Genomic DNA, 22,619 nt, shown 5'->3' with positions numbered 1-22,619 from the left:
TAACCCTTACAGCCTGCAAAGACACTTAAACCAGCTTATCTTACTCGCCTCTTTATCTTTAATTGGGTAATAGATATATTGCCTACTTGTCAGTCCCAAATGCACGAGTCCCTCTTTAAAGAAAAAGCCATGAAATAAAAAGCCAAGCTTTCTTTTTTTATAACTAAGCAATAAAAATATAAACTAACGTTGAAAAAATATGAATCCTACTCAAGATAACATAACAACCTCTTCTCTTCCAACTTATCAGCATCACGAAGAGTTTAAAAATCGTTCGCGTAAGCTCGCTGAGCTAAGAAGCCTTGGAATCGATCCCTACCCTCATCATTATGCACCAACTCACTCAACTCAGGCTGTTATTGAACAATATCAGCATGCAAATATTGGACATAGTGAAGATGCCATGGCAGCTAAGACACCTTCTGTGCGTATAGCAGGAAGATTGGTACTTTTTCGTGCAATGGGAAAAAATGCCTTTGCCCATATTCAAGACGAAACTGGACGTCTGCAAGTCATGTTTAATCGAGACCTTACTGAATTGTCCGGCTATCATCCTGAACTAAGTGAAGATGGCGCTGAACATCTTTCTGCCTATAAACTTATTGAGAAAAAAATAGATTTGGGTGATATCCTCGGCATTGAAGGATTTCTTTTCCATACGAATAAAGGTGAATTGACTATCTTTGTCCATAAAGCAACTTTACTTTGTAAAACACTTTTACCCTTAGCTGATAAATATGCAGGGCTTGCCGACAAAGAGCTTCGCTATCGCAAACGGTGGCTGGATTTGATCAGCAACATGGAAGTGCAAGAAACCTTTCGCATACGCAGCAAGATTTTACGTTTTATTCGCAACTATCTTGAAAGTCATAAATTTATGGAAGTTGAAACCCCTGTATTGCAAAGTATATATGGTGGGGCAGAAGCGCGTCCCTTTACTACTACTTTAAATGCCCTAGAGCAGGAGATGTTTTTACGCATCTCATTGGAAATCCCTCTTAAGAAACTGATCATTGGGGGAATGGATCGTGTATTTGAAATAGGAAAGGTTTTCCGCAATGAAGGGATCGATCGCAATCACAACCCTGAATTTACTTTACTAGAAGCTTATGCGGCTTATTGGGACTATAAAGATATGATGAGCCTCGTTGAGAACCTATTTGAAAAGCTAGCTATAGAATTGCATGGAACAACAAAAGTTGTAGCTACTCTGCCAGATTCAAAAGAACAGATAACCATTGATTTTAAAGCCCCCTGGCCAAGAATGAAAATGAAAGAAAGTCTTTCTCATTATGCCCACATAGATGTTGAAAAGCTCTCAGAGAAGGAAATGAGGAGCATGCTACTTGAGAGTGGACACGTAGATCCAAAAAAACTTGCTAATATGTCTAAAGGTTTACTTATCGCCGCGCTATTTGCTGTACATGTTGAACCTCATCTGATCCAGCCCCATCACATCATCGACCACCCTATTGAAACCACCCCCTTATGTAAATTACATCGTGAGGCTGCAGAACGCGCAAATGGTATGGTGGAACGTTTTGAAAGTTTTGTGCTGGGGCAAGAGATCTGCAATGCTTACAGCGAACTTAATGATCCAGAGTTACAAAGAAGCTTGCTTGAACAGCAGTCCCAGCGTCGTGAGGCTGGTGATGAAGAAGCTTCTCCTTTAGATGAAGAATTCATTGAAGCTATTTGCCAAGGAATGCCTCCTACAGGGGGTGTAGGCATTGGCATAGATCGGCTTGTTATGTTGATGACCCACTCTCATTCTATAAGAGATGTGTTATTTTTCCCTTGGATGAAACCACAAGAATAATTTCTTTGCTTTTTAGAAGTGAGCTACTTAATAGATTGTAGCCTCACTTCTCGTAATTCATTAGAATATTAATATTCCTCTAAATATTTGTTTACACTTCTGCCTACTAAACCTCTGCCTCCCTATTTGTAAGTAAAGGAAGAAGAAGTCCTACCTTCTAAACCGACCTCCCCTTGCCTATTCCCCTTAAAGCCAGCACAATGTTTGATTAAGAAAAGTAAAAATCTTTCTTCTTTAAGCTTCTGAAAATGCATGTTAATCAAGCAAATAATAAACTTTGCTATAATTTTAGAAAAATAGACCTCTTTCGAAACTCACGTATTTAATTCCCAGTTATAGATTGCTGCAATTAAGTTGAAGCGAAGGGCAAATCTTTTACGTCTATTTCTGTAGCGATCTGCTATAATTTTAAATCGCTTAAGGAGGCCAATGACGTTTTCATTGGCAACTCTTTCTCTGGATAAACTTTGATTTGTTCTTTTATCCTCTTTAGTTAAAGGCTTCTTCTTACTTTTTTTCTTGGGCATCTGGGTGTGGGCATGCAGCTTTCTTAATCCTTGATACCCTGAATCGGTTAACACTCTTATTTGTGGATTGATTTTAACTTGAGATTCTTTGAATAGCCTAAAATCATGCTTTTTGCCATTGCCATATGAGGTACAAATTACTTTTTTACTCTTCTTATCGACTACTACTTGGGTCTTTAGGGTATGTTTTTTCTTTTTCCCTGAATAATAGCGCTTTTGTTTTTTTTAGGGCGCTCAATAGGCGTTTCTGTAGCATCAACCAAAATAACCTCATATTCTGTATCGCTTTTCAATAGCTCTTTACGTCCCGGTAAAGCAAAATCTGGATGCTTGATTAACGTATCTTCAATCCATTTCACCGCTTTATAAGCTGAGCTTTCACTGATTCCATAACTTTGGCTAATATGGAAATAGGTTCTATATTCTCGCATATATTCCAAGGTCATTAATAGCATGTCTTCTAAACGTAGTTTATATTTACGCCCGCCTTTACTCTTCTTGGCCGCATCGGCTTGCTGTAAAATTTGCACCATCTTATCAAAGGTATTACGCTTTACCCCTGTCAATCTGCGAAAGCGTTCATCATCTAGTTTCTCTATCTTATCGAATTTCATAGTGCCTCCTTTAAATGTTGAGTCACTATTTTACTAAAATTTACATTTTATTCCAGTTTCGAAAGAGGTCTAATAAATATTTTCTTGACGAGACAGCGAAAACTCATTTAAAAGCTTAAATCAGTGGCGACCAAGCTACTCGCTTGTGGGACGCCAATTTCACCAGATAGCAAGCGGATAGTTACCACTAACAGCCAAGGCGTCCGCCTTTGGGATACCCAAACAGGTGAATGTCTAAAAAGCTTTGAAGGACCCTAAAGTATCTTCCAGACGTATTTTTCTCTAAGCAGCCAATGGATTGCAATCTCCACCACCCACAACGTTCAACTTTAGGATGCTAAAACCGGAGAATGCCTTCATATTTTGGACACCTAGGTAGAATTACCAAGGATATCCTTATCTCCCGATGAAAGACAATTATTGATCTGCCAATTATTTTTGCAGTACTGCATAATCTCATATGACTCGGATTGACAAATTGTTGGAGAGCTTGTTCATTTCCTCCAGGAAGCCTTTGTGCCATAGGTTCGTTAGATTTTCTTTATCCCTCTCTTATAATCCTGAGGGGTATAATTTGCAGCCGCGGATCCTTCCTGATCTTCCTAGGGTGGCTTTGAAAACATTGATCTATTCATTAAGTTGCTCTCGAATAAAGTTTAATTATCTTAGATCCCCCTATCTCTCCTTAATTAATAAACCTTATCTCTATGGGTGCCAGAAAGGCACTTAACAGATTAGTACTAAATGAGGCTCCTAGGTATGGGAAAATCTTTTAAAAGCAACTATTTGATTAAAAAATTTTAATGCAAGCGGCAAGGATACTGTTGAATAAATGAGCGTAAGTAAGTGGTTACAGAATATAAAGGTTCTTTAAATCACAGTAGATAGGGTTTGCCTAGTGCAAGTGGCATATAGGCCATCAAAGGATCATTCTTCTAACAACCGCAGAGCAAGCTGTTCTCCATTTTGGGTAAGATAAATTTCTTCATCCGAAATTTTTTTTATAAAATTTGCTTGTATAAGCAATTTGCAGATAGCTTTAACTCCTTTATGCGTAATTCCTGCTTTTTCCCCCACTTTATAGAAATTTAAAGGGGCCTCTTTATCATTTAGGCCTTCAAGAGCTTGATAGGCGCATATGATAAATCGTTCATCCGCTGTATGAGCTTTACGTGTCATGTATTCCTCATCTATTTTCAATTTTTTTTAAACGGGCACCCTCTGGAGTATCTTCAATAAGATAACCTTTGCTTACAATAAAATCCCTTAGAGTATCTGCTTGTGCCCAGGCTTTATTTTCTCGAGCTTTTGTGCGATTAAGCAGAGCCTGTTGTAGCTCATCTGGAATATCTTCCTCAACTTTTTCGAAGTTAAGCACCCCTAAAACAGAGTCAAATTCGCGCATAGCCTGTAAGACCTCCTGAGCTTCAGTAACGCTCATATTTTGGGTATCGCTAATAGCATTTACTTCTCTAACCAACTCGAAAACAGCAGCTAAAGCTACAGAGATATTTAAGTCATCGGCTAATGCTTGGCTAAATGCGTGGTAAGCTTTTTGCACAAGGGGTCCGACTAAGCCCTTTTCATTACCCTTATTATAAGTTAAAAGTCTTTGAATGAAATCATTGAGTCTTTGCAAAGCAGCTTTAACACTTTCTAAACCAGGAAAAGAAAAATTAAGCTGAGTCTTATAATGCGTCTGCAATAGCATGTAACGCACTTGCTTTCCTGTGAAACCCTTTTCTAAAAGATCCCGCAAAGTATAAAAATTCCCTAAGCTTTTTGACATCTTTTTATTTTCTACCACTAAATGTTCTGCATGCATCCAGTATTTAACAAACATTTTATCGCTATAAGCTTCAGATTGAGCGATTTCATTTTCATGATGAGGAAATATATTGTCTACTCCTCCACAGTGAATATCGATGCTTTCTCCTAAAATTTTTATTGCCATGGCCGAACACTCTAGATGCCAACCTGGACGTCCAGGACCAAAAGGACTTTCCCAAAAAATTTTTCCATCTCGCTCAGCATTATAATGCTTCCAGAGAACAAAATCTGAGGCGTTTTCCTTGTCATATTCATCTGCTGTAAGGCGCTCCGAAGCTCCTGTTTGCAATTCCTCTAATTTGAGGTGGGATAAACATCCATAGCGAGGAAACTTGCGGATAGCATAATAAATACTTCCATCACCTCCTCTATAAGCAATTCCTTTATCTAATAAAGTTTGTATCATTTGGATCATCTCTTCCAAATAATCGGTAGCCGCCGGATAGTGTTCAGCAGGTTCAATGTTAAGACTTTTTAAGTCCTCAAAAAATGCTTGAATATAAGGCTTTGTGTACTCTTGTAAAGTTATATTATGAGCAATAGCTCCTTTGATAGTTTTATCGTCCACATCGGTGAGATTCATAACCTGCATGACTTTATAGCCGAAAAATTTTAAAGTACGTCTTAGCACGTCCTCAAAAATATAGGTTCTAAAATTGCCGATATGAGCAAAATTATAAACTGTCGGGCCGCATGTATACATACGAACCATTCGATCGTTAAAAGGCTTAAATATTTCTTTGGATCGTTTTTCAGTATTAAAGAATTTAAGAGAAGGTTTGCTTTTCTCGGCTTGTTCTATCATTATTTGCTATGCTCATTTAAGTAACTATTTTTCAAAATCTTATTTTCTAATCATCTTTGCAAGTTTTATCCTAACAAACTGTTAACCCTCTTATGCTTTATTCAAATATTGGTTCTCTAGCTGCCGATAATTGACCTTACCTGTACCCATGATAGGAATGCAATCAATTTTATAGACAGCATTGACTTTGACTAGATTGCTAAATCCTCCTTCTTTTAAAGTCTTGTTCACTTCATCGACCGTAGTCTCAAAACGGGTAAATAGGTAAAGCTTGGTTTTTTCTCCGTCCACTTCATTAGCGCACATGGCCAGTAAAGGTCCCTCGTCTTCTAAACTATCCCAGCCTTTTTCCTCTTTCACATGTAAAAGCACATTTTCAACTGAAGCTAAGCTTATCATTTCGCCTCCTATCTTCACAAAACGCTTCATACGCCCAGAAATTGTTAAAGCATTGTTAGCATCCAAAAACCCTAAATCCCCCGTCTTATACCATTCTTTACCATCTACCATTACAAAAGGATTAGACACTCCTGGATTGAGATATCCAGAAAAAACATTGGGCCCTCGTGCTAGAATTAATCCTTGGGTATCTGGAGGAAGGATTTCGAGGGTTTCAGGGTGAACAATCATTAGCTCTACATTACTTAGGGGCTGGCCTACACCTTTATGGGGCTGATTAGGTCTATTAATAGTTAATACGGGGGAACACTCCGTAATTCCATAACCTTCAAGAAGGTGATTCTTTTTCCCTATTTTTTCTATTTGCTGAAACAAATCAAGGGGAGCTTTCTCTGCGCCCGTTACGCATAAACGCAGTTTCTTCAAGTTTTCAGCTTTAGCCACTTTTAGCATCCCTTTTATAAAAGTAGGCGCCCCACAAATAAGGGTAGCTCCCCATCGTTCAAAAGCAGAAGCAAGCCCTTTTCCATCGGTCGGATTGGGATAAAAGGTGGTTCTAAAGCCCGAAAGAACTCCTAATAAACTACTCACAGTAAATCCAAAAGAATGAAATGGAGGGAGCATGGCGAGAAATACATCATCACTAAAAATTTCTACATCGTTTAGAGAAGCTCTTAAATTAGAAAGAATATTGGCATGCTTTAAAGGAACCCCTTTAGGCATACTTTCCGTACCACTTGTAAATAGAAGAACGGCTACATTTTCAGGATTATTACTAAAGCCTAATTTTTTAAATATTTTCTTATTGCTTTGTTTTGAACGCCATAAGGCCTTGAGCTTTTGCTTAATTCCTAGATGAGGGCGTACGTCTTCAAGCATTAAAAGTTTTTCTTCAATACCATTCAACTCTACATTCTCTAAACGATCTAAAAAGGCCCATGAAGTTAGGACCACCTGAATCTTAGAAAGAGAAATTACGGACTCTAAATGACGGGAACCTACTGTCCAATTAATCATTAAAGGAACTTTCCCGGCTAGCTGTACAGCCATTATAAGGATAGCAGTACCTGCAGAGGAGGGAAGAAGGATTCCAATATAATCGCCTGGCAGTTTTCGAATGTATTCGGCAAGGAGAATAGCACGTAGCTTCATTTGAGAATATGTTAGAATGCCTGTACGGTCGTCGCTACAAGCCGGTTGCTTACCCTTCTTTGAACATACATTAAAAAAAGCTTCTGGAATAGTATGACCGGGAGCAATGTAACAACGTGTACGAAATCCATTCACTTCCCATTTAGCAGAAGCTTTTGCATGGGTCTCTGTTATAAGCGGAGTAGTAATTTTTTTTGCGGCATATCCCATGAGCTTATTGACCGTGGTTAAATCCGCCACGGTTACTCCCTTAACATCAAACTTTTCATCTAGATAAACTACCAACTCAGCCATATCCAAAGAATCCAATCCTAGATCTGAGGATAAAAGCATGGTAGGTTTTATCTCTTTTGCCTCTATATCAGCCACTTCTGATAACTTATTAATGATTAGATCCTGGATTTCTGTAGAAATAGAGTCTAAAGGGATAACCTCTTCAGCAAGAGCTTTTAGTTCGTCTATTTTAGGAATTTTATTATTCCATATACTATAAGGAACGAGCACGAGTGTATCACCAGGAGCTTTGTTATTTTCTTTAGAAAGGCCATCTGGCTGATTATACCAAGCTTCTAAATATTTATTTATTTCAATACGTGTTCCTTTATAAGGAAAATCTTCAGGTGCCACCTCAAAAGAAATGATTATCTCTCGTCGAGGGGTAAATAAAATTAAATTTTTGAAGACATGCTTGATTCCCTTTATAATCGTAGGAAACATAAGAGGAGATGAGCCTGGTGTAAAAGCTCTTGAAAAGCTACTACCCCATAATCCTTTTGTTCTAACCAGCACGACATTTAGAGTAGGAGCTCCTTGTATGATTTTATGAGCCCCTGAAGCCCCTCCAATGATCTCAAGATTAGTATCCTTGGTCTTACCCGCCGGATAAACAAGAAAATTTTGCTTGTTATTAAGGCCGTCTATCACAGCCTGAAAAACCTCTTCATTTTTCTTGCGCTTTAAGCTGTTAGTGGTAGTATGAAAATTGGGCACTGGTAAAGCGTCTACAAGACGAGCAAATCTATTAATCGCCGGATGATAATACATATAGTCTGTAATCATAGGGCGAATGGGAAATTTTTTTATTACAGCCATAGAAACAGCTATTGGATCAACAAAAATGGCAGGATGGCTGGGAAGAAATAAAACCCCTCCTGACCTTTTAAGAGTTTGGGAATTGATGTTTTCGAGCCCTTCTATTTTGATGCGATACCTAAACCATAGCATGCACTTCAATAAATAATAGGTAATAATAAACAAAATTTTTTTCATCATGTGGAAATTCCTTATAAGCTTTTATAGCCGAGCATTTTCATTTAATGGATTAAAATTTACAAGAAGAATTCTAGCTCTTTCCACGCTCTATTAATAGACCAGCCTTCTCTCCTAGCCTAACTCTTCGTTATTGATTAAACGGGACTAGTTTATATGAAGGAAAAGCCTATATATGCTCAGATTAAGAGATAAGCTTCTTTTTTTCCCAATAGGCATCAAGAAAAAGTTCATAAATAAAAAGTAAACAGGCAATCTAAAAAAATTAGTAACAGTAAATTTCATCCCTTGCATGCTAATTTGCATAAAAATTAAGCAACCATTGAGAAGCATTCTGATTGACCACTTTTAGCCTAAGGGCATCATCAATATATAAAAAATGGTTAAGTTAAAAAAAATTTATTCCCTCTATCTTACCTATTTCCTACATTTTTTTCTTGCAAAAGAGAAAAAGTATAAATAAACTGCATTCTTATCTTTGTGAAGGAGAAATTACCGATGCAGCTAGCAATACCCTCTAGTTTTACACTTACAGACTCCTGGCTATGCAGGCTTTTGATAAGTTTAGCAGGCTCTTTTTTAATAGCGCTAGGTGCTAAGGTTAGTCTTACCCTCCCCTTTTCCCCCGTTCCATTTACCTGTCAAACTTTAGCCGTTCTTTTTCTAGGAGTAACTTTAGGCTCTAGGCAAGCTGCTGCTGCCACTCTTCTCTACTTACTACAAGGCTCATGCGGATTGCCAGTTTTTAGTCCTTTAATTGCTCAACCTCTTATTTTGATAGGCCCTAAAGCGGGCTACCTTTTGGCTATGCCTTTGCAAGCTTATATAGCAGGCAAAGCCTCTTCCCAGCAATCCATACGGAATAATTTAGTAATTCTTGCTCTTGCATGTTTACTTGTTTTAATCCTAGGGGCTAGTATTTTAGCAATTTTTGTAGGAGGAAAAAATGCAATTTACATGGGAGCATATCCTTTTTTATTTAGCGAGGCTTTAAAAATATTTATCACGATGGGTTATCTAACTTCTCGCAAAATTCAAAGATGAAATTTTATCTCTTGGTAAAGTTAAGGAAGAGAATCTCAGAAAAGAAATTATTATTTAGCTTGTATCAGATATCCCTTTTTAAATTAATGGGCCTAGCTTCTTTTAAAAATACTCTACACAAAAGTCTTTTGTGTCTTAACCCCCGCCCTGATAAAATGAAAAGCTTTCAACTAATTAAACTTCCGTTCTTATCCCATCCTTGCTTAAAAAGCTTAACATATGCCATTCCAAAGTATAAACTCGGTTTCCTTCCTTAAAAAATTTATACAAACTACCGGCGATTCCGCCTTTATAGAGGTATAATAATTTTACTTATCTTTAAAATAGCTCGGAGACTTTGAGAATATCCCTTAAGCCCAGCGAGGTTTGAAAATACTTTATGGCTAACCCTTCTCTACTTTTTTTTCTTATAGGCATTTATTCTCTTAAATCTTCACGAACGTCTTTCAAACAAATCATATCGCTATATTCGTTCGCAAACTATAATGGAAAACGCTACTTTATTTTTTCTGCAATATCTTTCAAAGGATTTTCCGCTAATTCAAGCTCAGTAAGCTGAGACAACTGCCCGATTTCTGCAGGCAGGCTCGTGAGCTGGTTTTGATTTAATTCAAGCCCTTGCAGCTGAGACAGCTGCCCGATTTCTGCAGACAGGCTGGTGAGCTGGTTTTGGTTCAAGTAAAGCCGCCTCAGCCGAGACAATTGCCCAATTCCTGCAGGCAGACTGGTGAGCTGGTTTTGATTTAAGCCAAGAGCTCGCAGCTGAGATAATTGCCCGATTTCTGTAGGCAGAGCGGTGAGCTGGTTTTGATGTAAGTAAAGTATTTGTAGCTGAGGCATTTGCCCGATTTCTGTAGGCAGACTGGTGAGCTGGTTTTGACCTAAGCAAAGCCATTTTAGCTGAGACAATTGTCCGCTTTCTGCAGGAAGGCTAGAGAGCTGGTTTTGGTCTAAGTAAAGCTCTTGCAGCTGAGACAATTGCCCGATTTCTGTAGGAAGGTTGGTGAGTTGGTTTTGATTTAAGTCAAGCCTTTGCAGCTTAGATAACTGGCATATTTCTGGGGGTAAATAAGTCAAGCCTACTCCAGATAAATTTAAAGCCGTGGTATTTTTACAATTTTCTTCAATCCAATCTCTAAGTAACTTTCCTTGTTTTTCTAAAGGTAAATGTTTAATTTCTTCTCGGCTCAAGTATTCTTCCCCACCAGGAAGTTTTTTCCAAAGTAAAAGGCGATTAATATTTAAGGGATAAGAAGAGTAATTAGCCAGCGTTAAGCCTCTTTTTTCTTCTGTTTTCTCTTTAAACTCTAAAGGAGAAATAGATTTAGCTAAGGCAAAAACTTGTTTAAAAACTTGATAAACTTTTTCAGTAGAGGTAAGTACAGGATTGAGTTGATAAACTCTAGCTAACATAAGAGTTCGCGGGGTAGTGGCATCTCACCTGGGAAAATGAAGCTGGGCTATTTTTTTATAAAGAGAAGGCATCACTTCAGAAGCCAGCAGATGATGCCATCTTTTACAGACGCTAAATAAGGAAGGACCTGCGCAAGCCTCTAAGATAGGAAGCAGCAATTCATTGGGCAAGCTTTCAATAGATACAGAAGAGATAGGATGCATTTTATTTCCCTGGATAGTGATGACTTTTCAGCATTTTATTTATTAAAGGCAATATAAAAAAATTAAAAAAGCAAGTCAAAGCAATTTGTATCCTTATCACCAAGGGGGTATTGGCTAACTTGTTAAGCAAAGAGCAAGCTACTATGCCTTATAGGCGATAGCTAGAGATAGAAGGTTTTTGCTCAGCTTTGGGCCGACCAGATGTAGTATACTTTTGAGTTGTTATAATTGGAGGTTCGATAATCTGTATATATTTAAGTTTTTTTACAAGCTTATCTAATTGACGTTTAGCATCGTTTGAACATAAAAACTTTTATTGCATGAGCTTAATAAAGGCTTTGGCTTCTTTTGCATTGCCCTTAAGTCATGTTTAGATAAAGTAGGGTATTCTCTTTGATAGGCCGCTTGGCTAAAGATGACTACCCATCTTTGTTCAAGGCCTGCATGGCAAGAGGTAGTCTTAAAAGCCCGATAGCCTTCTACTATCTCTACAGTTTTGGCGTAAGACGCTTCAGATATGAGTTCTTTGGGAGAAATTTTGATTTTTTTTTATTCCTTCGCGAATTATCTCTTTGCTTTTAAGCTGATAATCTTCTCGATCTCCGCCATATCTCGTAGGCTCTCGATCTACGCTGTAGTTTGGAAATATATTATTCATTAACCCTCCTAGCTAAAAAAACAACAAAGTAATTAATAACTATTTAAATTTAAAAGAATCCTAGTATCTTCCTTAAATTTTTAGATGTAAAGAATTGAAAATTAACGATTAGGCAGGAACCTTCAATAAAGATCTGATAAGCAGATGGATCTTAAAAAGAAACTCTTGAAAAAGATGGGGATGCTAGTCCAAAAAAGTGGGGTATAATAATTAGAGTTAACAAAGTGCACTGCAAAAAGCTTAAGATCACGAGCGATTGGTATTAACAGGGTAAGAGATAGTTTGTCTTTCCTAAAGAAATAGAATAATAGGATCTAAAGGGCAATTTGAAGCAATCCGCCAATGAGCTTAGGAATGAACAACTGATATGAAAAGAGGACATTTTTTTTGGCCGAATGCAGAGAGAAAAAGATTAGCTAAGATTACCTGTAATAAAGAGGATGTAGATCAACTGCCGTTGGCCGCTTAAATGTAAATTTTATTAAGAATAGCTCTCTTATGCCTCTCTAGGAGGTGAAGAGAGCACATTATCTGCCAGCATACTTTAGTTTATAACAAAATAAAAATTAATTAAGGAATAAAAAAAATGTGTCTTAGGTTAAAACCTAAGACACATTAAAGAAACAATACTCTAAGATGTTTAAGCTTAGAAGTAATATTTTAAGTTTACACCAACGTCGTGGTTGTAATTGCTTCTTTCATGACGACGAGTTGTCGTATCAAAGAAACGATATTCAACAGCTAAATCCACATTGTAGTAGATTGGGTATGCAACGCCAGCAACTGCTTGCCATGCAAACTGATTATCGTTTTTATGGTATCTATGGTGTGCATTACCAGCATAGTTATAATGACGCTCATTTTTAATGTGAGCATAACCAATACCAATACCAACATAAGGAGCCATAGTCCAGTGCATGTCGAAATCGTATAGGACATTAACCATTGCTGCCCAAGTATCGCGGTGTCCACGATGACGATGGCTAGTTACTAGGTCACCATTGTGATGATGGTGGCGTTTTTTACCTTTGTTATATCTGTATGCAACTTCAGCTTCTAAATGGAAGCGATTGCACCAGCGGTATCCCAGATCTACAGTGCCGAAATAGCCTGTATCAAATTTGCCTCTATGTTTTTTAGCATTTTGGAGAAAGTTTGCTGCTCCAGTTGCACCTACATAAAAGCCTTCCATGTCTACTGCTTTCACGCACTGCGGCACGAGAAACGCGGCAAACAATATTGTTAATAGAACAAATTTTTTCATAACGAGTTCCTTGGTTACGTTGTTTTAAGGATGTCTCAACAACTGGTGAACATACCCTATGTTATTAAATTTTTCAATAGAGAAAATTAGTTTTTTTTCCTGAAGTACAATCTTTTCTTAAAAAAATTCTATTTTTTTATAAAGAAAATGTCATTTAATTTTTTTTAGAAGGCTTAAATCTTATTAACAATCAAAGAGATAAAATATTTTTATCTTGCTACCTTCTCTTCATAAGATTTTTTCTTGGCGAAGATAAAACTTTATTACTGATGAAACTTTCTATAGCTATCAATAAAATTGAGGGTATAAGATAGGGATTGAATCGAGATCCTTAAGATCTAAGTTAGCCTCTAAAGTGCAAGCTAAATTCATTGGCTTAAGTTTTAAAAGGAATTATGCAAAAGAACATAGGCACTGCTGATCGAATTATAAGATTTACCTTAGCATTTCTATTGGGCGGATTAGCCTTTCAATTTAAAAGCTGGCTTTTAGGCGTCATGGCACTGTTTACCCTTTATGAAGCATTAGCAAGTTGGTGCCTACTCTATCATTTGATAGGAAAAAACAGTTGCTTTCTGCCTACAAAACCTGAAAGCAAATAAACCCTCTTGCTATTTTGGGGCACCTTTAAAAAGCATTATGGGGATATTTAAAATTAGAAAGCTTTTTTATTTTAGACATGTTAAAAGTTCATATTCTGACACCATACAGATCTCGCTTTAGCATGACGATCACTTTATATGACAAATAAAAGCGAGAAATGAGAAATTTTTGCCCTAAGTATTTTTAAGAAAAAAGCCATTTGAATTAACGACTTAAGATAAAAAGCGACTTAACAATAAGGTTTCAAAGGCTTTTCTTGAGTTGTAGGAAGCATAAAACTTTATAATGCAATTCCTGCCATGGTAACAATTTTTATCTTCCATGCTGCATATAATCAAAACAAGCTTTGATTTTTCTCAATTTGACCATAGATTTTTGTCATGTAAAAATTATTATAAAATCAGTAAGCTCTCAAATTTAGCTTATAAAGAGACTTTTTGGTATGTATGCTCTTTTAGGAATTTCAGCTATACGATTTAAAAATTTTTATGAAAGATTAGGGATAGCTTAATTTAAAAATTTTAAAGTTGTTTTTAATAAGCAAGAAGAGCTGCCTTAGAGCTTATTTTGCATTAAATTTGATAATGAATTGTGCTAATTTTCTGCCTACATTTAGTACATCCTCTTGATCTTGGGTGTTTTTTAAATTTCCTTCTTCATTAAATGCTGTATGTGCTTGTGAGATGGATTTCTGTTGAGGGATTATATAACAAAAAATATTGCTAAACATGGAACGTACATGCACAAGTCCCCGCATACCACCAAGGTGTCCGGGCGAGGCACTCAAAAGAGCAACTGGCTTTTCAAAAAAACAAGATAGGAAAGCCTCGTTTTTCTCCGCTTTTCTAGAAGTCCAATCGATGACATTTTTCAAAACCGCAGGTATTGAGCTATTATATTCAGGTGAAGCAATAAGGAAGCCATCATGCTGAACCATTAGGTTTTTAAGTTTTAAAGCATTTTCTGGCAAACCCTGTACATCTTCAATATCCTGATCATAAAGAGGTAAGGGATAATCTTTTAAATCTATAAGAGTCACTTCGGCTTCAGCCTGCTGAGCGCCAGTTGCTGCAATTTTAATCAGTTTCTTATTTAGAGAGTCTTTGCGTAAACTGCCCGCGAAAGCTAAAATTTTAGGTTTTTTAGACATGACTATCACCTTTTATAATTTTCATTAGCATCATGCTTAGTCGATTAACATATAGAATGTTTAAAAAGCTGTCATCAGATTAATCTAATGACAGCTATGAAAAGAATCAAACAGCAAACTTAATTAACGCGGACAGGGAGTGGGGCAACCTGATTTTCCGCATATATGCTTGTAGTAATATTTGGGCACATATTTAACATGACGATCTGAAACCCATTTTTTGCTTGGTATGCATTCTTGAACATCATAGCATTCGGTTTCATATTTGCAAACAGTCTCGGTATAATACTGGGGAACCATTCTACATTTCTGAACTTCGTAGTATTTTGGTACTTGGCGAGTGCATTTTTTTGTACGATATTTATTCTCCGTTACACAACGTTTGGTATAATAATAACAAGGCTCATAATGAACATATTTACACCAGCATTCGCCAGTAGGAGCATCTGCTGCTCTATCTGCGCAAGGATGATCTTCTCCCTCAATAGAGCAGGCGCCTGGATGCCAACGACGGCCATCATGGCTCCAATAATGCTCTTCGGTAGTATTCTGATTGTTCTGATTCCATTCTTGACCTTTTTGAGAGCTAGAAGCTTGGCTCTGAGCAAAGGCTGCGCCAGCAGAAGCAGCTCCGGACGTCTCTTGTGCATAGCTATGTGAAGCAACAAAGAGACCACACATTGCCAAACCTGTGAGCAAAAATTTCTTCATATTATAATCCTCCAAACATTTTTGAATGTTTACGTCTACAGAATTTATCCTTTCTGTGAACGAATAATAATCTTTTCGCTTGGGCTGCACTTCGCAGCTTTTCGCGGCTAAAGTTTTATCAAACCTCACTTTCAATTTTTTTAAGTTTTGTGTAAATAATTTTTTTAACAATTTAAAAAATATTATTTATGTGATTGCTTTTATATCGTTTGAAGAAAACAGTTGATTCCACAGCCATCCCCTTGTTAAGAGATTAGGATAGAATTAACTTTTTTAGACTATAGATATAACTTCAGCCATACAGGGAAAGGATTGGATAATTTAGTAGTAATACGCTTTAAAAAGCTTAGTCTGCCTACCTAACGCTCTGAAATATGCCTCTCTGCTTAACAAATGGAATTTCATAAATTACGGAGCTGCATAAGAAGGACCTCTAAAGCGAGTAACAGCTAATTAAGAGCTGCTGGCGAGTTTAAAAGCCCTTAACTTGGACATTCTCTACTGAATGATTGGTTTTGATCGGGAGAAAATTAGCAGCTTTTTTATCATTACTCCTTCTATCTTTTAAAAATTAAGAGCCTATCGGAACATTGGAAGTAAGAGACCTAGCACTTGAGAAAACCTTAATAGGCAGCTTAAGCAGGCTATTCACGGAGCAGAATTTAATAGAATTGGTAACATCATTCCCGATAGGCAATTTACCCTGATATCTTGGGGTGATTAGCTAAATTTTTGATTCTCAAATTATTAATAACACTCAAGAAAAACCTTATAAGCCTTAATAATTTGAAGGTAAAGCTCTAGTCAAGCAGATCATCTAAAGGAAAGAGACCCATTTTTATTAGGATAGGAGCAAAGAGTTAAGATGATCTAGCCTTTAATCGCTTGAATTAAATAGTACTTTGTGAGTAGGCAATCATGCAGCTAATCACCCTATCTAACGAGATTCTCGTGTTTCCCATTTCGAAATTTTTAAAAAAAAGTTTTTCAATTTTAAAATTATTATTTCAATCCATTTTATTCCGGTAGGCTGCATTCATTTTTTTCTCATGAGCCAAGTTAACGATTACTATCCAGGCCATCAATGCCTAAATGGCTGGGGCTCTTTTTATCCTCTCCGTTAATCTCCTATAAGCTGCAAATAATTGAATTTCAGCTTAAATATATTTCTAAAATAAAAAAATGCAATTAATCAAAATACATAAAAATTTTCTAAAAATTTTGTTAAAATAGATATCAATTATTTAAGGCTTCTGCTATGATAACTGCTTAAACCTAACCAAAAGTTGAAGTACATGACATTTAGCGAATTAAATTTACATGCTGGGATTTTAAAAACTCTTGAAAATGAAGGGCTTACAACTCCCACCCCTATCCAATTAAAAGCTATCCCGAAAGTATTAGCCGGCTACGACTTGCGCGCATCCGCTCAAACGGGTACCGGCAAAACCGCCGCTTTCCTTTTACCTGCTCTAAACCGCTTAACTACCCCCTCTGCGCTTGCTGGGCAAGGACCACGCATATTAATTTTAGTGCCTACGCGCGAGCTAGCCATGCAAGTGGCCGAAGAAGCTAGACGCTTTAGTGCAAATTTATCAAGAGTAAAAACAGTATGCATTTACGGAGGAGCTCCTTATCCTCTACAAAACCGTGAGCTTTCGCGTCCTTATGAAATTTTAGTGGCAACGCCTGGAAGACTTATTGACCATATGAGCCGTGGTCGTATTAATTTTAATCGGATCGAAATGCTTGTTCTTGATGAGGCAGATCGTATGCTTGATATGGGATTTATCGAACCTGTGGAGAAAATAGCGGCAGCTATTCCTAAACAAAGGCAAACCCTTCTTTTCTCTGCTACTCTTAAAGGAAATGTATTAAATCTTTCCAATCGTTTAATGAATAATCCTATAGAAATTAGCGTGATTTCTGAAAATTCTCGCCATGAAAACATTGAACAAAGACTTCATTTCGTCGACGATATGCATCATAAAAGCCGCCTTTTGGATCACTTATTAAATGATCCATCCGTTAACCAAGCTATCATTTTTACGGCAACCAAGCGTTTTGCAGACCAGCTTGTTGATATTCTCTATGAAAATGGACACCCTGCTGCAGCCCTGCATGGAGACATGAATCAAAGGCAGCGTTCAAAGACAATCATGCGTTTGCGTGATGGCGAGATAAGAGTGTTGGTTGCTACCGATGTAGCAGCACGCGGTATCGATGTACAAACAATTAGCCATGTCATTAATTTTGACCTTCCTACTAATGCAGAAGATTATGTGCACCGTATAGGGAGGACAGGAAGAGCAGGGGCCAAAGGTATTGCACTTTCATTTGCAGCTTCTAAAGACATGCGTCTTGTTCGCCAAATTGAGCAATTTACTGGTTATACAATTACGCCTTCAGTGATAGCTGGCATGGAGCCTAAATCAAAGCCTAGCAAGCCTTCTTCATCGTTTAAGCAAAAAAGGCCATTCAAACCGCATTTTAAGCGTGCTCAGCGCTATTAAAGAAGCTAGAAGTGAGGGTTTCCTAGCGTAACCCTTCCTTTTTAAAAAGCTTTTCCTCTCTATAGTTCATCCTACTTTATTGCTAACCTAGGCTCTATCAAGCAATAAATATCTTTTTATACAAGCCTAAAATTAAAGAAATTATACGCTTTAGAAATAACTTCGCCTGCCTACTCCATCTTCTGAAAGATGTTTCTCTGTTTAACAAAAGGGATTTTATGAAGTATAGGAGTAGATAGGAGTAGCTCAAAAGCGTATTATTAATAGCTAACTACGCAAAGATTGTTTTAAACCCTTGGCCATTTCATAAGTTTAAGAATGTAGTTTTCTTTGCCTTTGTGGCGTTAACAATCTAGTAACATGCCTTTTAAGGGAAAAGCTATGCTAAGTTTTATTATCTTGGTTAGCGCCCATCATGCTTGGGCCATTCCCTGTTTTTTCTCCACTTCAAAGCCTACAATTTAGCCTATAATTCTACTTACTTATATAAATTAGCTTCCTAAAGCAACAACCTCTTCTTAAGCTTCTTTTAAAGTGATACCTCACCTTTCGGCAGGCCATCTTATGCAATAGCCGCCATACTTCTTTTAAAGCTGCCTACCTTCATCATTCTCTCAAAAGTCTTGAATAACTTTTGAAGCATTCTTTTACTGTTTCGTGTAAAGCTTGTCTCTGTCCTTGCTTTAGCTTTTGTTCTCTCCTAGGAGGCTTTGCAAAAGCTCTAGCTTGCACCTAACGACCCGTTGAAAACTCGTCTGTTCTGCATGCCATCCTCATAAGCAGCTCTTACACTTTTTAGTAGCTTAAAAAATCATCCAGCTAGCAGCTAAAAACATTGGGTTTTAGGCTTTTTACTAACTCCCTAATCCCCTTGTGGGCTAGGTGAACCCCTCTCCAAGTTCTTCGATTGCCATTGCTATGCTACCGCACTTTCTACTTTCCTTTGCCATCAGTCTTTACGCTATAGGAATCACAAGAGCTATGCCTCTTAAGTGCTTTTTAGCAGCCTAAGCTTTATAGCTCTTAAAGGTTGAAAAGCAATTCTTGCCTACGCTTTTTATCATTTAAGCTGCCACGCCCCTTTTTATTTAAATAAAACCACCCCAATTAAGAATTACTTGCAAATAATTTTTTAAGATCGTATAAACTTATTATTTATTAAATTTCTTTAAAACCTTATTAGTTTTTATTATGGTTACCATGCTTTTATTATTGATTGGAAGTTTGCTGTCTTTGCCTTTGCAAGCGAGTCAAACTCTCCATAAGGAGATTGATCTAAAAGAATGGCAGGGTAGAAACATTGAATGGGAACAAACAGGCCTTACTCCCTTTAATGAACTCATCGTCTCCTGGGACGCTCAACGACCTAAATATGGCTATTATTTAATTAAGGTTAGCTTATTAACAGAAAATAAATGGTCCCCCTGGCTCAACTATGCTTATTGGGGATCCTCTCACCAATACACCTTTAACTGTCATCCTAGAAATTCTTCATGTAAAACTTATCAGGATGTGGCTGAGCCATTAGGTAAGAAAAAAGCTACAGGCTTTAAATTAGAGTGGATTGCAGCGAAAGCTCTCTACTGAAAAACATGCGTACGCTACATGCCAGCTTCACTAATATTCAAGAGCATAAGGTTAGTTTTGATTTAGCCGCACATCATTCTATTAATCTAAATGTTAAGGGATTGTCTCAAGTTACATTGCCTGATGAACGCCATATGAGACTTTGTTCGCCTACCTCAACAACAGCTGTAATTAATTATTTGTCACCAGGTCTCCATCTATCCGCTCTAACTTTTGCCGATCATGTTAAAGACTCAGCGTTTGATATTTATGGAAATTGGCTCTTGAATACTGCTGAGGCATCTAATCTTCTCGGCCCCTCATGGCATAGCTATGTCGCCAGGCTAAATAATTTTAATCAAATTATGGAGAATCTTAGCAGAGGCTTTCCCGTGGTAGTGAGTATAAAAGGCCCTTTAATGGGTAGTGCCTCCCCCTATAGCTCGGGCCATTTAATTGTGGTCAAAGGTTATGAAGCAGAAAAGCAGCAAGTACTATGCATGGACCCAGCTTTTCCTACTGATCAAAGCACCCTGGTAAGCTATAATCTCAAAGATTTTCTAGTAGCCTGGAACAGAAGAAAAGGAATAGCTTATTTATTTTATAGATAAACAAGCGATCTAATAAGCCACTTCTTCTAAAATCAATCACCTTATCTACTCATTCAAACATTCTCAGAAAAATAATAATAGGCTTTAAAAAAACTTAGCCTGCATGCCTCACCTTCTGAAAGATCCCCCTATGCTTAGCAAAAAGGGCTTTATAAAGTATGTAAGTGCATAAAGAGTAGATGAAAAGCGTATAAATTCGATAAAACCCTTAACCTTTCAAACATACATTAAAAGCTCATTCACGCATTTTCATGGAAAATCGCGCCTACGTTCGTCCGCTCAATGATTTTATTTTCAATTATTTTTCTTGTGAATAATGTAAGTTTATTTCTAATATTTCCTAATATTTTAAGGTCATTTCTAATTGCATGGAATATTATGATGCTTATCTTCAAGGTGCTTGTATGCTATTTACTCGTAACATTTTCTTCTATATATGGTACTTTAACGCTTGAAGAATGTTGTGATCTAGCCCTAAACCATAGCGAGACGCTAACGGTTGCCGAGCTTAAAGCTCTGATTGAGAAAGACCGTACCCGCGAAGCTTACGGCCTACACCTTCCCCAGATGACCGCACAAATAGACTTTCTTACAAAGGGAAATTTGAAGAGGGTGCGGCATCAAGAACGCACGAAAAATGCTCGAGTTTCTCTTGTTATTCCTCTCTACAGCTTTGGGCATTCAACCCACACTATTAATGCTCAGAAAAGTAGAGAAGAGTCATCTTTTATTAAGATGACTACAGCTCGCCAAAAGATTTTACACGCTACCAATCATGCCTATTTTACTTTAGCAGAAGCACAAAAAATTATCTTAATCATTAAAGAATCCATCCGATCTTTAAAAGGCCAATTACGGATCAGCAAAGATTTTGCAGAACAAGGTCTTATTCATGAAAATGAAATTTTAATAGTAGAATTAGAATTAGCTCTCAGGCAGCAAGATTTATTACAAGCTCAGAGTAACGTATCAATAGCAGCTACCCAACTAAATCGCTTAATTGGATACCCTTTAGATCGGCAAGCCGTAGTTATAGATCTACTTGAGCCGATGCCTTACTATGCAAACCTTAACCAGCTGTTAGAAGAAGCACGCAGCAATCATCCTCATTTAAAAGCTCTACAAGCAGATATTAAAGCCGCTCGCTCTATCCTTACAGCCGAGAAAGGAAAGCTCTACCCTTCCATTTATGGCTATACGAATTATAGCACCTCCGATAACTATGCTCTCCCCTATAGGCATGGTTTAGATGCGGGCATAGGTATCCACTTATCTCTCTATGATGGGGGAGCTACATGGGCAAAGCTTAGACGCTTAAGAAAAGAGATGCTTGAACTGGAACAGCAATATATCGCTGCAGAAAAAGATATGGAATTATACATACGTACAGCTTTTTTTAGCGTTGAGAATGCCATTCAAAAGATTCCTCTTGCTATGAAAGCTATCCAGGTTGCTGAATACAATCTAAATCTGGTAAAGAACCACTTTGCTGAAGGCCTTATCACCAATGAAGATCTTATGATAGATGAAGAAAAACTGCTACACGCACGCCATAATTATTATCAAACGCTCTGCCAGTATTATAAAGCTAAAGCCGATCTGGCTTATGCTGTCGGCCTCAATTTTTTATAAGCAAGGAAGTAAGCATGATGAGAAATAAATTTGTTCATTTTCTTTTTGTGACATTAATAATTCAAGGTGCCTTAAGAGGAGAAGAAATCTGCGCAATAGGACATATACAGCCTTCTTCTAAAAGCTTAATAGGAGCCCAGGTATCAGGAAGAGTGGAAAAAGTTTTAGTCGAAGTGGGAGACAAAGTAGTAAAAAACCAGCCTCTAGTTCAACTAGATAGAAATTATTACGAGATAGAATTAGCGCTAAAAACAGCGGCATTAGAAGGCGCTAAAGTGGAGCTTTCTGATGCCGAGAAAAATTTTCTCCGCATGCAAAAGCTATGGGAAAGACCAGATGGACAATTACCTTCTATCTCTTTAAAAAAATATGAAGAAGCCAAAAGCAAATACGATCATTCTCTTATCCATGTAAAACAATTTCAAGAAGACTTAAAGCGTACTCAGTTATATTGGGAAGAAACTACTATTAAGGCCCCTTTTGAAGGAATTATTACAAAAAAACTTGTAGATGTAGGGGAATACATTACCGTGCAACCCGTCACCAGCATGGTTGAAATCCAAGCTTTAAATCCTCTTTATCTTGAATTTTCTATTCCGCAAGTGTATGCATCCACCCTAAGCGTGGGTACTCCCGTTAGCTTTGAAATTGATGGAACCCATCTAGATTACCCTCATGCTCAAATAGACCTTTTTTATCCAAACCTAGACGAAACTACACATTCATTGCGATGTCGCGCCATCCTTGATAACCGCGATTATAAAATTCGTCCCGGATCTCTTGCCCGAGTAATCATTAAAGCAGGTCAAGTAGCAAATAACCTTTAATTTGAGGA

Annotated in this window: 18 protein-coding genes; 8 read left to right on the top strand and 10 right to left on the bottom strand. The window is 37.4% G+C overall.

Annotated elements, in window-relative coordinates; all coding sequences use genetic code 11:
- The first annotated feature begins 199 nt into the window (after positions 1-199).
- Positions 200-1,819: a lysine--tRNA ligase gene (gene lysS / locus NEOC84_RS04325; RefSeq protein ID WP_166155687.1), complete on the top strand. Its 1,620-nt coding sequence runs from the start codon at positions 200-202 to the stop codon at positions 1,817-1,819.
- A 314-nt stretch (positions 1,820-2,133) separates the two neighbouring features.
- Here the strand turns inward: lysS and NEOC84_RS04320 are convergent.
- The 4 genes from NEOC84_RS04320 to NEOC84_RS04300 form a co-directional block, all read right to left on the bottom strand.
- A protein-coding gene (locus tag NEOC84_RS04320; RefSeq protein ID WP_242678191.1) for an IS5 family transposase occupies positions 2,134-2,960 on the bottom strand; the annotation gives its coding sequence in 2 pieces (ribosomal slippage) (positions 2,134-2,573 and positions 2,573-2,960; 828 coding nt in all).
- A gap of 927 nt (positions 2,961-3,887) precedes the next feature.
- The gene (locus NEOC84_RS04310; protein WP_166155684.1) at positions 3,888-4,139 is read right to left on the bottom strand and encodes a hypothetical protein; all 252 of its coding nucleotides are present in this window, start codon (positions 4,137-4,139) and stop codon (positions 3,888-3,890) included.
- A 7-nt stretch (positions 4,140-4,146) separates the two neighbouring features.
- Positions 4,147-5,592 carry a cysteine--tRNA ligase gene (gene cysS / locus NEOC84_RS04305; RefSeq protein ID WP_347566644.1) on the bottom strand — a complete coding sequence of 482 codons (1,446 nt, stop codon included), beginning with the start codon at positions 5,590-5,592 and terminating at the stop codon, positions 4,147-4,149.
- A 93-nt stretch (positions 5,593-5,685) separates the two neighbouring features.
- Positions 5,686-8,418: an AMP-binding protein gene (locus NEOC84_RS04300; RefSeq protein ID WP_242678190.1), complete on the bottom strand. Its 2,733-nt coding sequence runs from the start codon at positions 8,416-8,418 to the stop codon at positions 5,686-5,688.
- Between the two features lie 495 nt (positions 8,419-8,913).
- Between NEOC84_RS04300 and NEOC84_RS04295 the strand changes: the two genes are divergently transcribed.
- A complete protein-coding gene (locus tag NEOC84_RS04295) occupies positions 8,914-9,459 on the top strand; it encodes a biotin transporter BioY (RefSeq protein WP_166155678.1) in 546 nt (181 codons plus the stop codon).
- Positions 9,460-9,954: 495 nt separating this feature from the next.
- On the opposite strand, the gene NEOC84_RS04290 is transcribed toward NEOC84_RS04295, so the two are convergent.
- From NEOC84_RS04290 to NEOC84_RS04275, 4 genes are all read right to left on the bottom strand, one after another.
- Positions 9,955-10,872, bottom strand: coding sequence for a leucine-rich repeat domain-containing protein (locus NEOC84_RS04290; RefSeq protein WP_166155675.1), 918 nt, complete (start codon positions 10,870-10,872; stop codon positions 9,955-9,957).
- A 24-nt stretch (positions 10,873-10,896) separates the two neighbouring features.
- Positions 10,897-11,076 (bottom strand): F-box-like domain-containing protein, encoded by a 180-nt coding sequence (locus NEOC84_RS04285; RefSeq protein ID WP_166155672.1) that lies wholly within the window; start codon positions 11,074-11,076, stop codon positions 10,897-10,899.
- Positions 11,077-11,587: 511 nt separating this feature from the next.
- Complete coding sequence (locus NEOC84_RS04280; RefSeq protein WP_166155669.1) at positions 11,588-11,734, bottom strand: hypothetical protein; 147 nt, start codon at positions 11,732-11,734, stop codon at positions 11,588-11,590.
- Between the two features lie 646 nt (positions 11,735-12,380).
- The gene (locus NEOC84_RS04275; RefSeq protein ID WP_166155666.1) at positions 12,381-12,998 is read right to left on the bottom strand and encodes an outer membrane beta-barrel protein; all 618 of its coding nucleotides are present in this window, start codon (positions 12,996-12,998) and stop codon (positions 12,381-12,383) included.
- Positions 12,999-13,393: 395 nt separating this feature from the next.
- Here NEOC84_RS04275 and NEOC84_RS04270 point away from each other — a divergent pair, with 395 nt between their 5' ends.
- A complete protein-coding gene (locus NEOC84_RS04270) occupies positions 13,394-13,600 on the top strand; it encodes a DUF2892 domain-containing protein (protein ID WP_166155663.1) in 207 nt (68 codons plus the stop codon).
- A gap of 563 nt (positions 13,601-14,163) precedes the next feature.
- Here NEOC84_RS04270 and NEOC84_RS04265 read toward each other — a convergent pair.
- Together NEOC84_RS04265 and NEOC84_RS04260 are read right to left on the bottom strand one after the other, a co-directional pair.
- Entirely contained in the window at positions 14,164-14,751 is a 588-nt protein-coding gene (locus NEOC84_RS04265) for an NAD(P)H-dependent oxidoreductase (RefSeq protein ID WP_166155660.1), read from the bottom strand.
- Positions 14,752-14,874: 123 nt separating this feature from the next.
- Positions 14,875-15,462 (bottom strand): hypothetical protein, encoded by a 588-nt coding sequence (locus NEOC84_RS04260; RefSeq protein WP_166155657.1) that lies wholly within the window; start codon positions 15,460-15,462, stop codon positions 14,875-14,877.
- Positions 15,463-16,757: 1,295 nt separating this feature from the next.
- Between NEOC84_RS04260 and NEOC84_RS04255 the strand changes: the two genes are divergently transcribed.
- From NEOC84_RS04255 to NEOC84_RS04235, 5 genes are all read left to right on the top strand, one after another.
- Positions 16,758-17,975 (top strand): DEAD/DEAH box helicase, encoded by a 1,218-nt coding sequence (locus NEOC84_RS04255; protein ID WP_166155654.1) that lies wholly within the window; start codon positions 16,758-16,760, stop codon positions 17,973-17,975.
- Between the two features lie 1,191 nt (positions 17,976-19,166).
- Positions 19,167-19,562 carry a hypothetical protein gene (locus NEOC84_RS04250; RefSeq protein ID WP_166155651.1) on the top strand — a complete coding sequence of 132 codons (396 nt, stop codon included), beginning with the start codon at positions 19,167-19,169 and terminating at the stop codon, positions 19,560-19,562.
- Positions 19,535-20,152 carry a C39 family peptidase gene (locus NEOC84_RS04245; protein WP_166155648.1) on the top strand — a complete coding sequence of 206 codons (618 nt, stop codon included), beginning with the start codon at positions 19,535-19,537 and terminating at the stop codon, positions 20,150-20,152. Before NEOC84_RS04250 ends, NEOC84_RS04245 begins: the two co-directional genes overlap by 28 nt.
- Before the next feature lie 378 nt (positions 20,153-20,530).
- Positions 20,531-21,784 (top strand): TolC family protein, encoded by a 1,254-nt coding sequence (locus NEOC84_RS04240; protein ID WP_166155645.1) that lies wholly within the window; start codon positions 20,531-20,533, stop codon positions 21,782-21,784.
- A gap of 14 nt (positions 21,785-21,798) precedes the next feature.
- Positions 21,799-22,611, top strand: coding sequence for an efflux RND transporter periplasmic adaptor subunit (locus NEOC84_RS04235; protein ID WP_166155642.1), 813 nt, complete (start codon positions 21,799-21,801; stop codon positions 22,609-22,611).
- Positions 22,612-22,619: the final 8 nt, after the last annotated feature.

The organism is Neochlamydia sp. AcF84, from assembly GCF_011087585.1.
Lineage (GTDB): Bacteria > Chlamydiota > Chlamydiia > Chlamydiales > Parachlamydiaceae > Neochlamydia.
The sequence above is the reverse complement of the archived record's forward strand: the minus strand, read 5'-3'. Positions and strand labels throughout refer to the sequence as shown.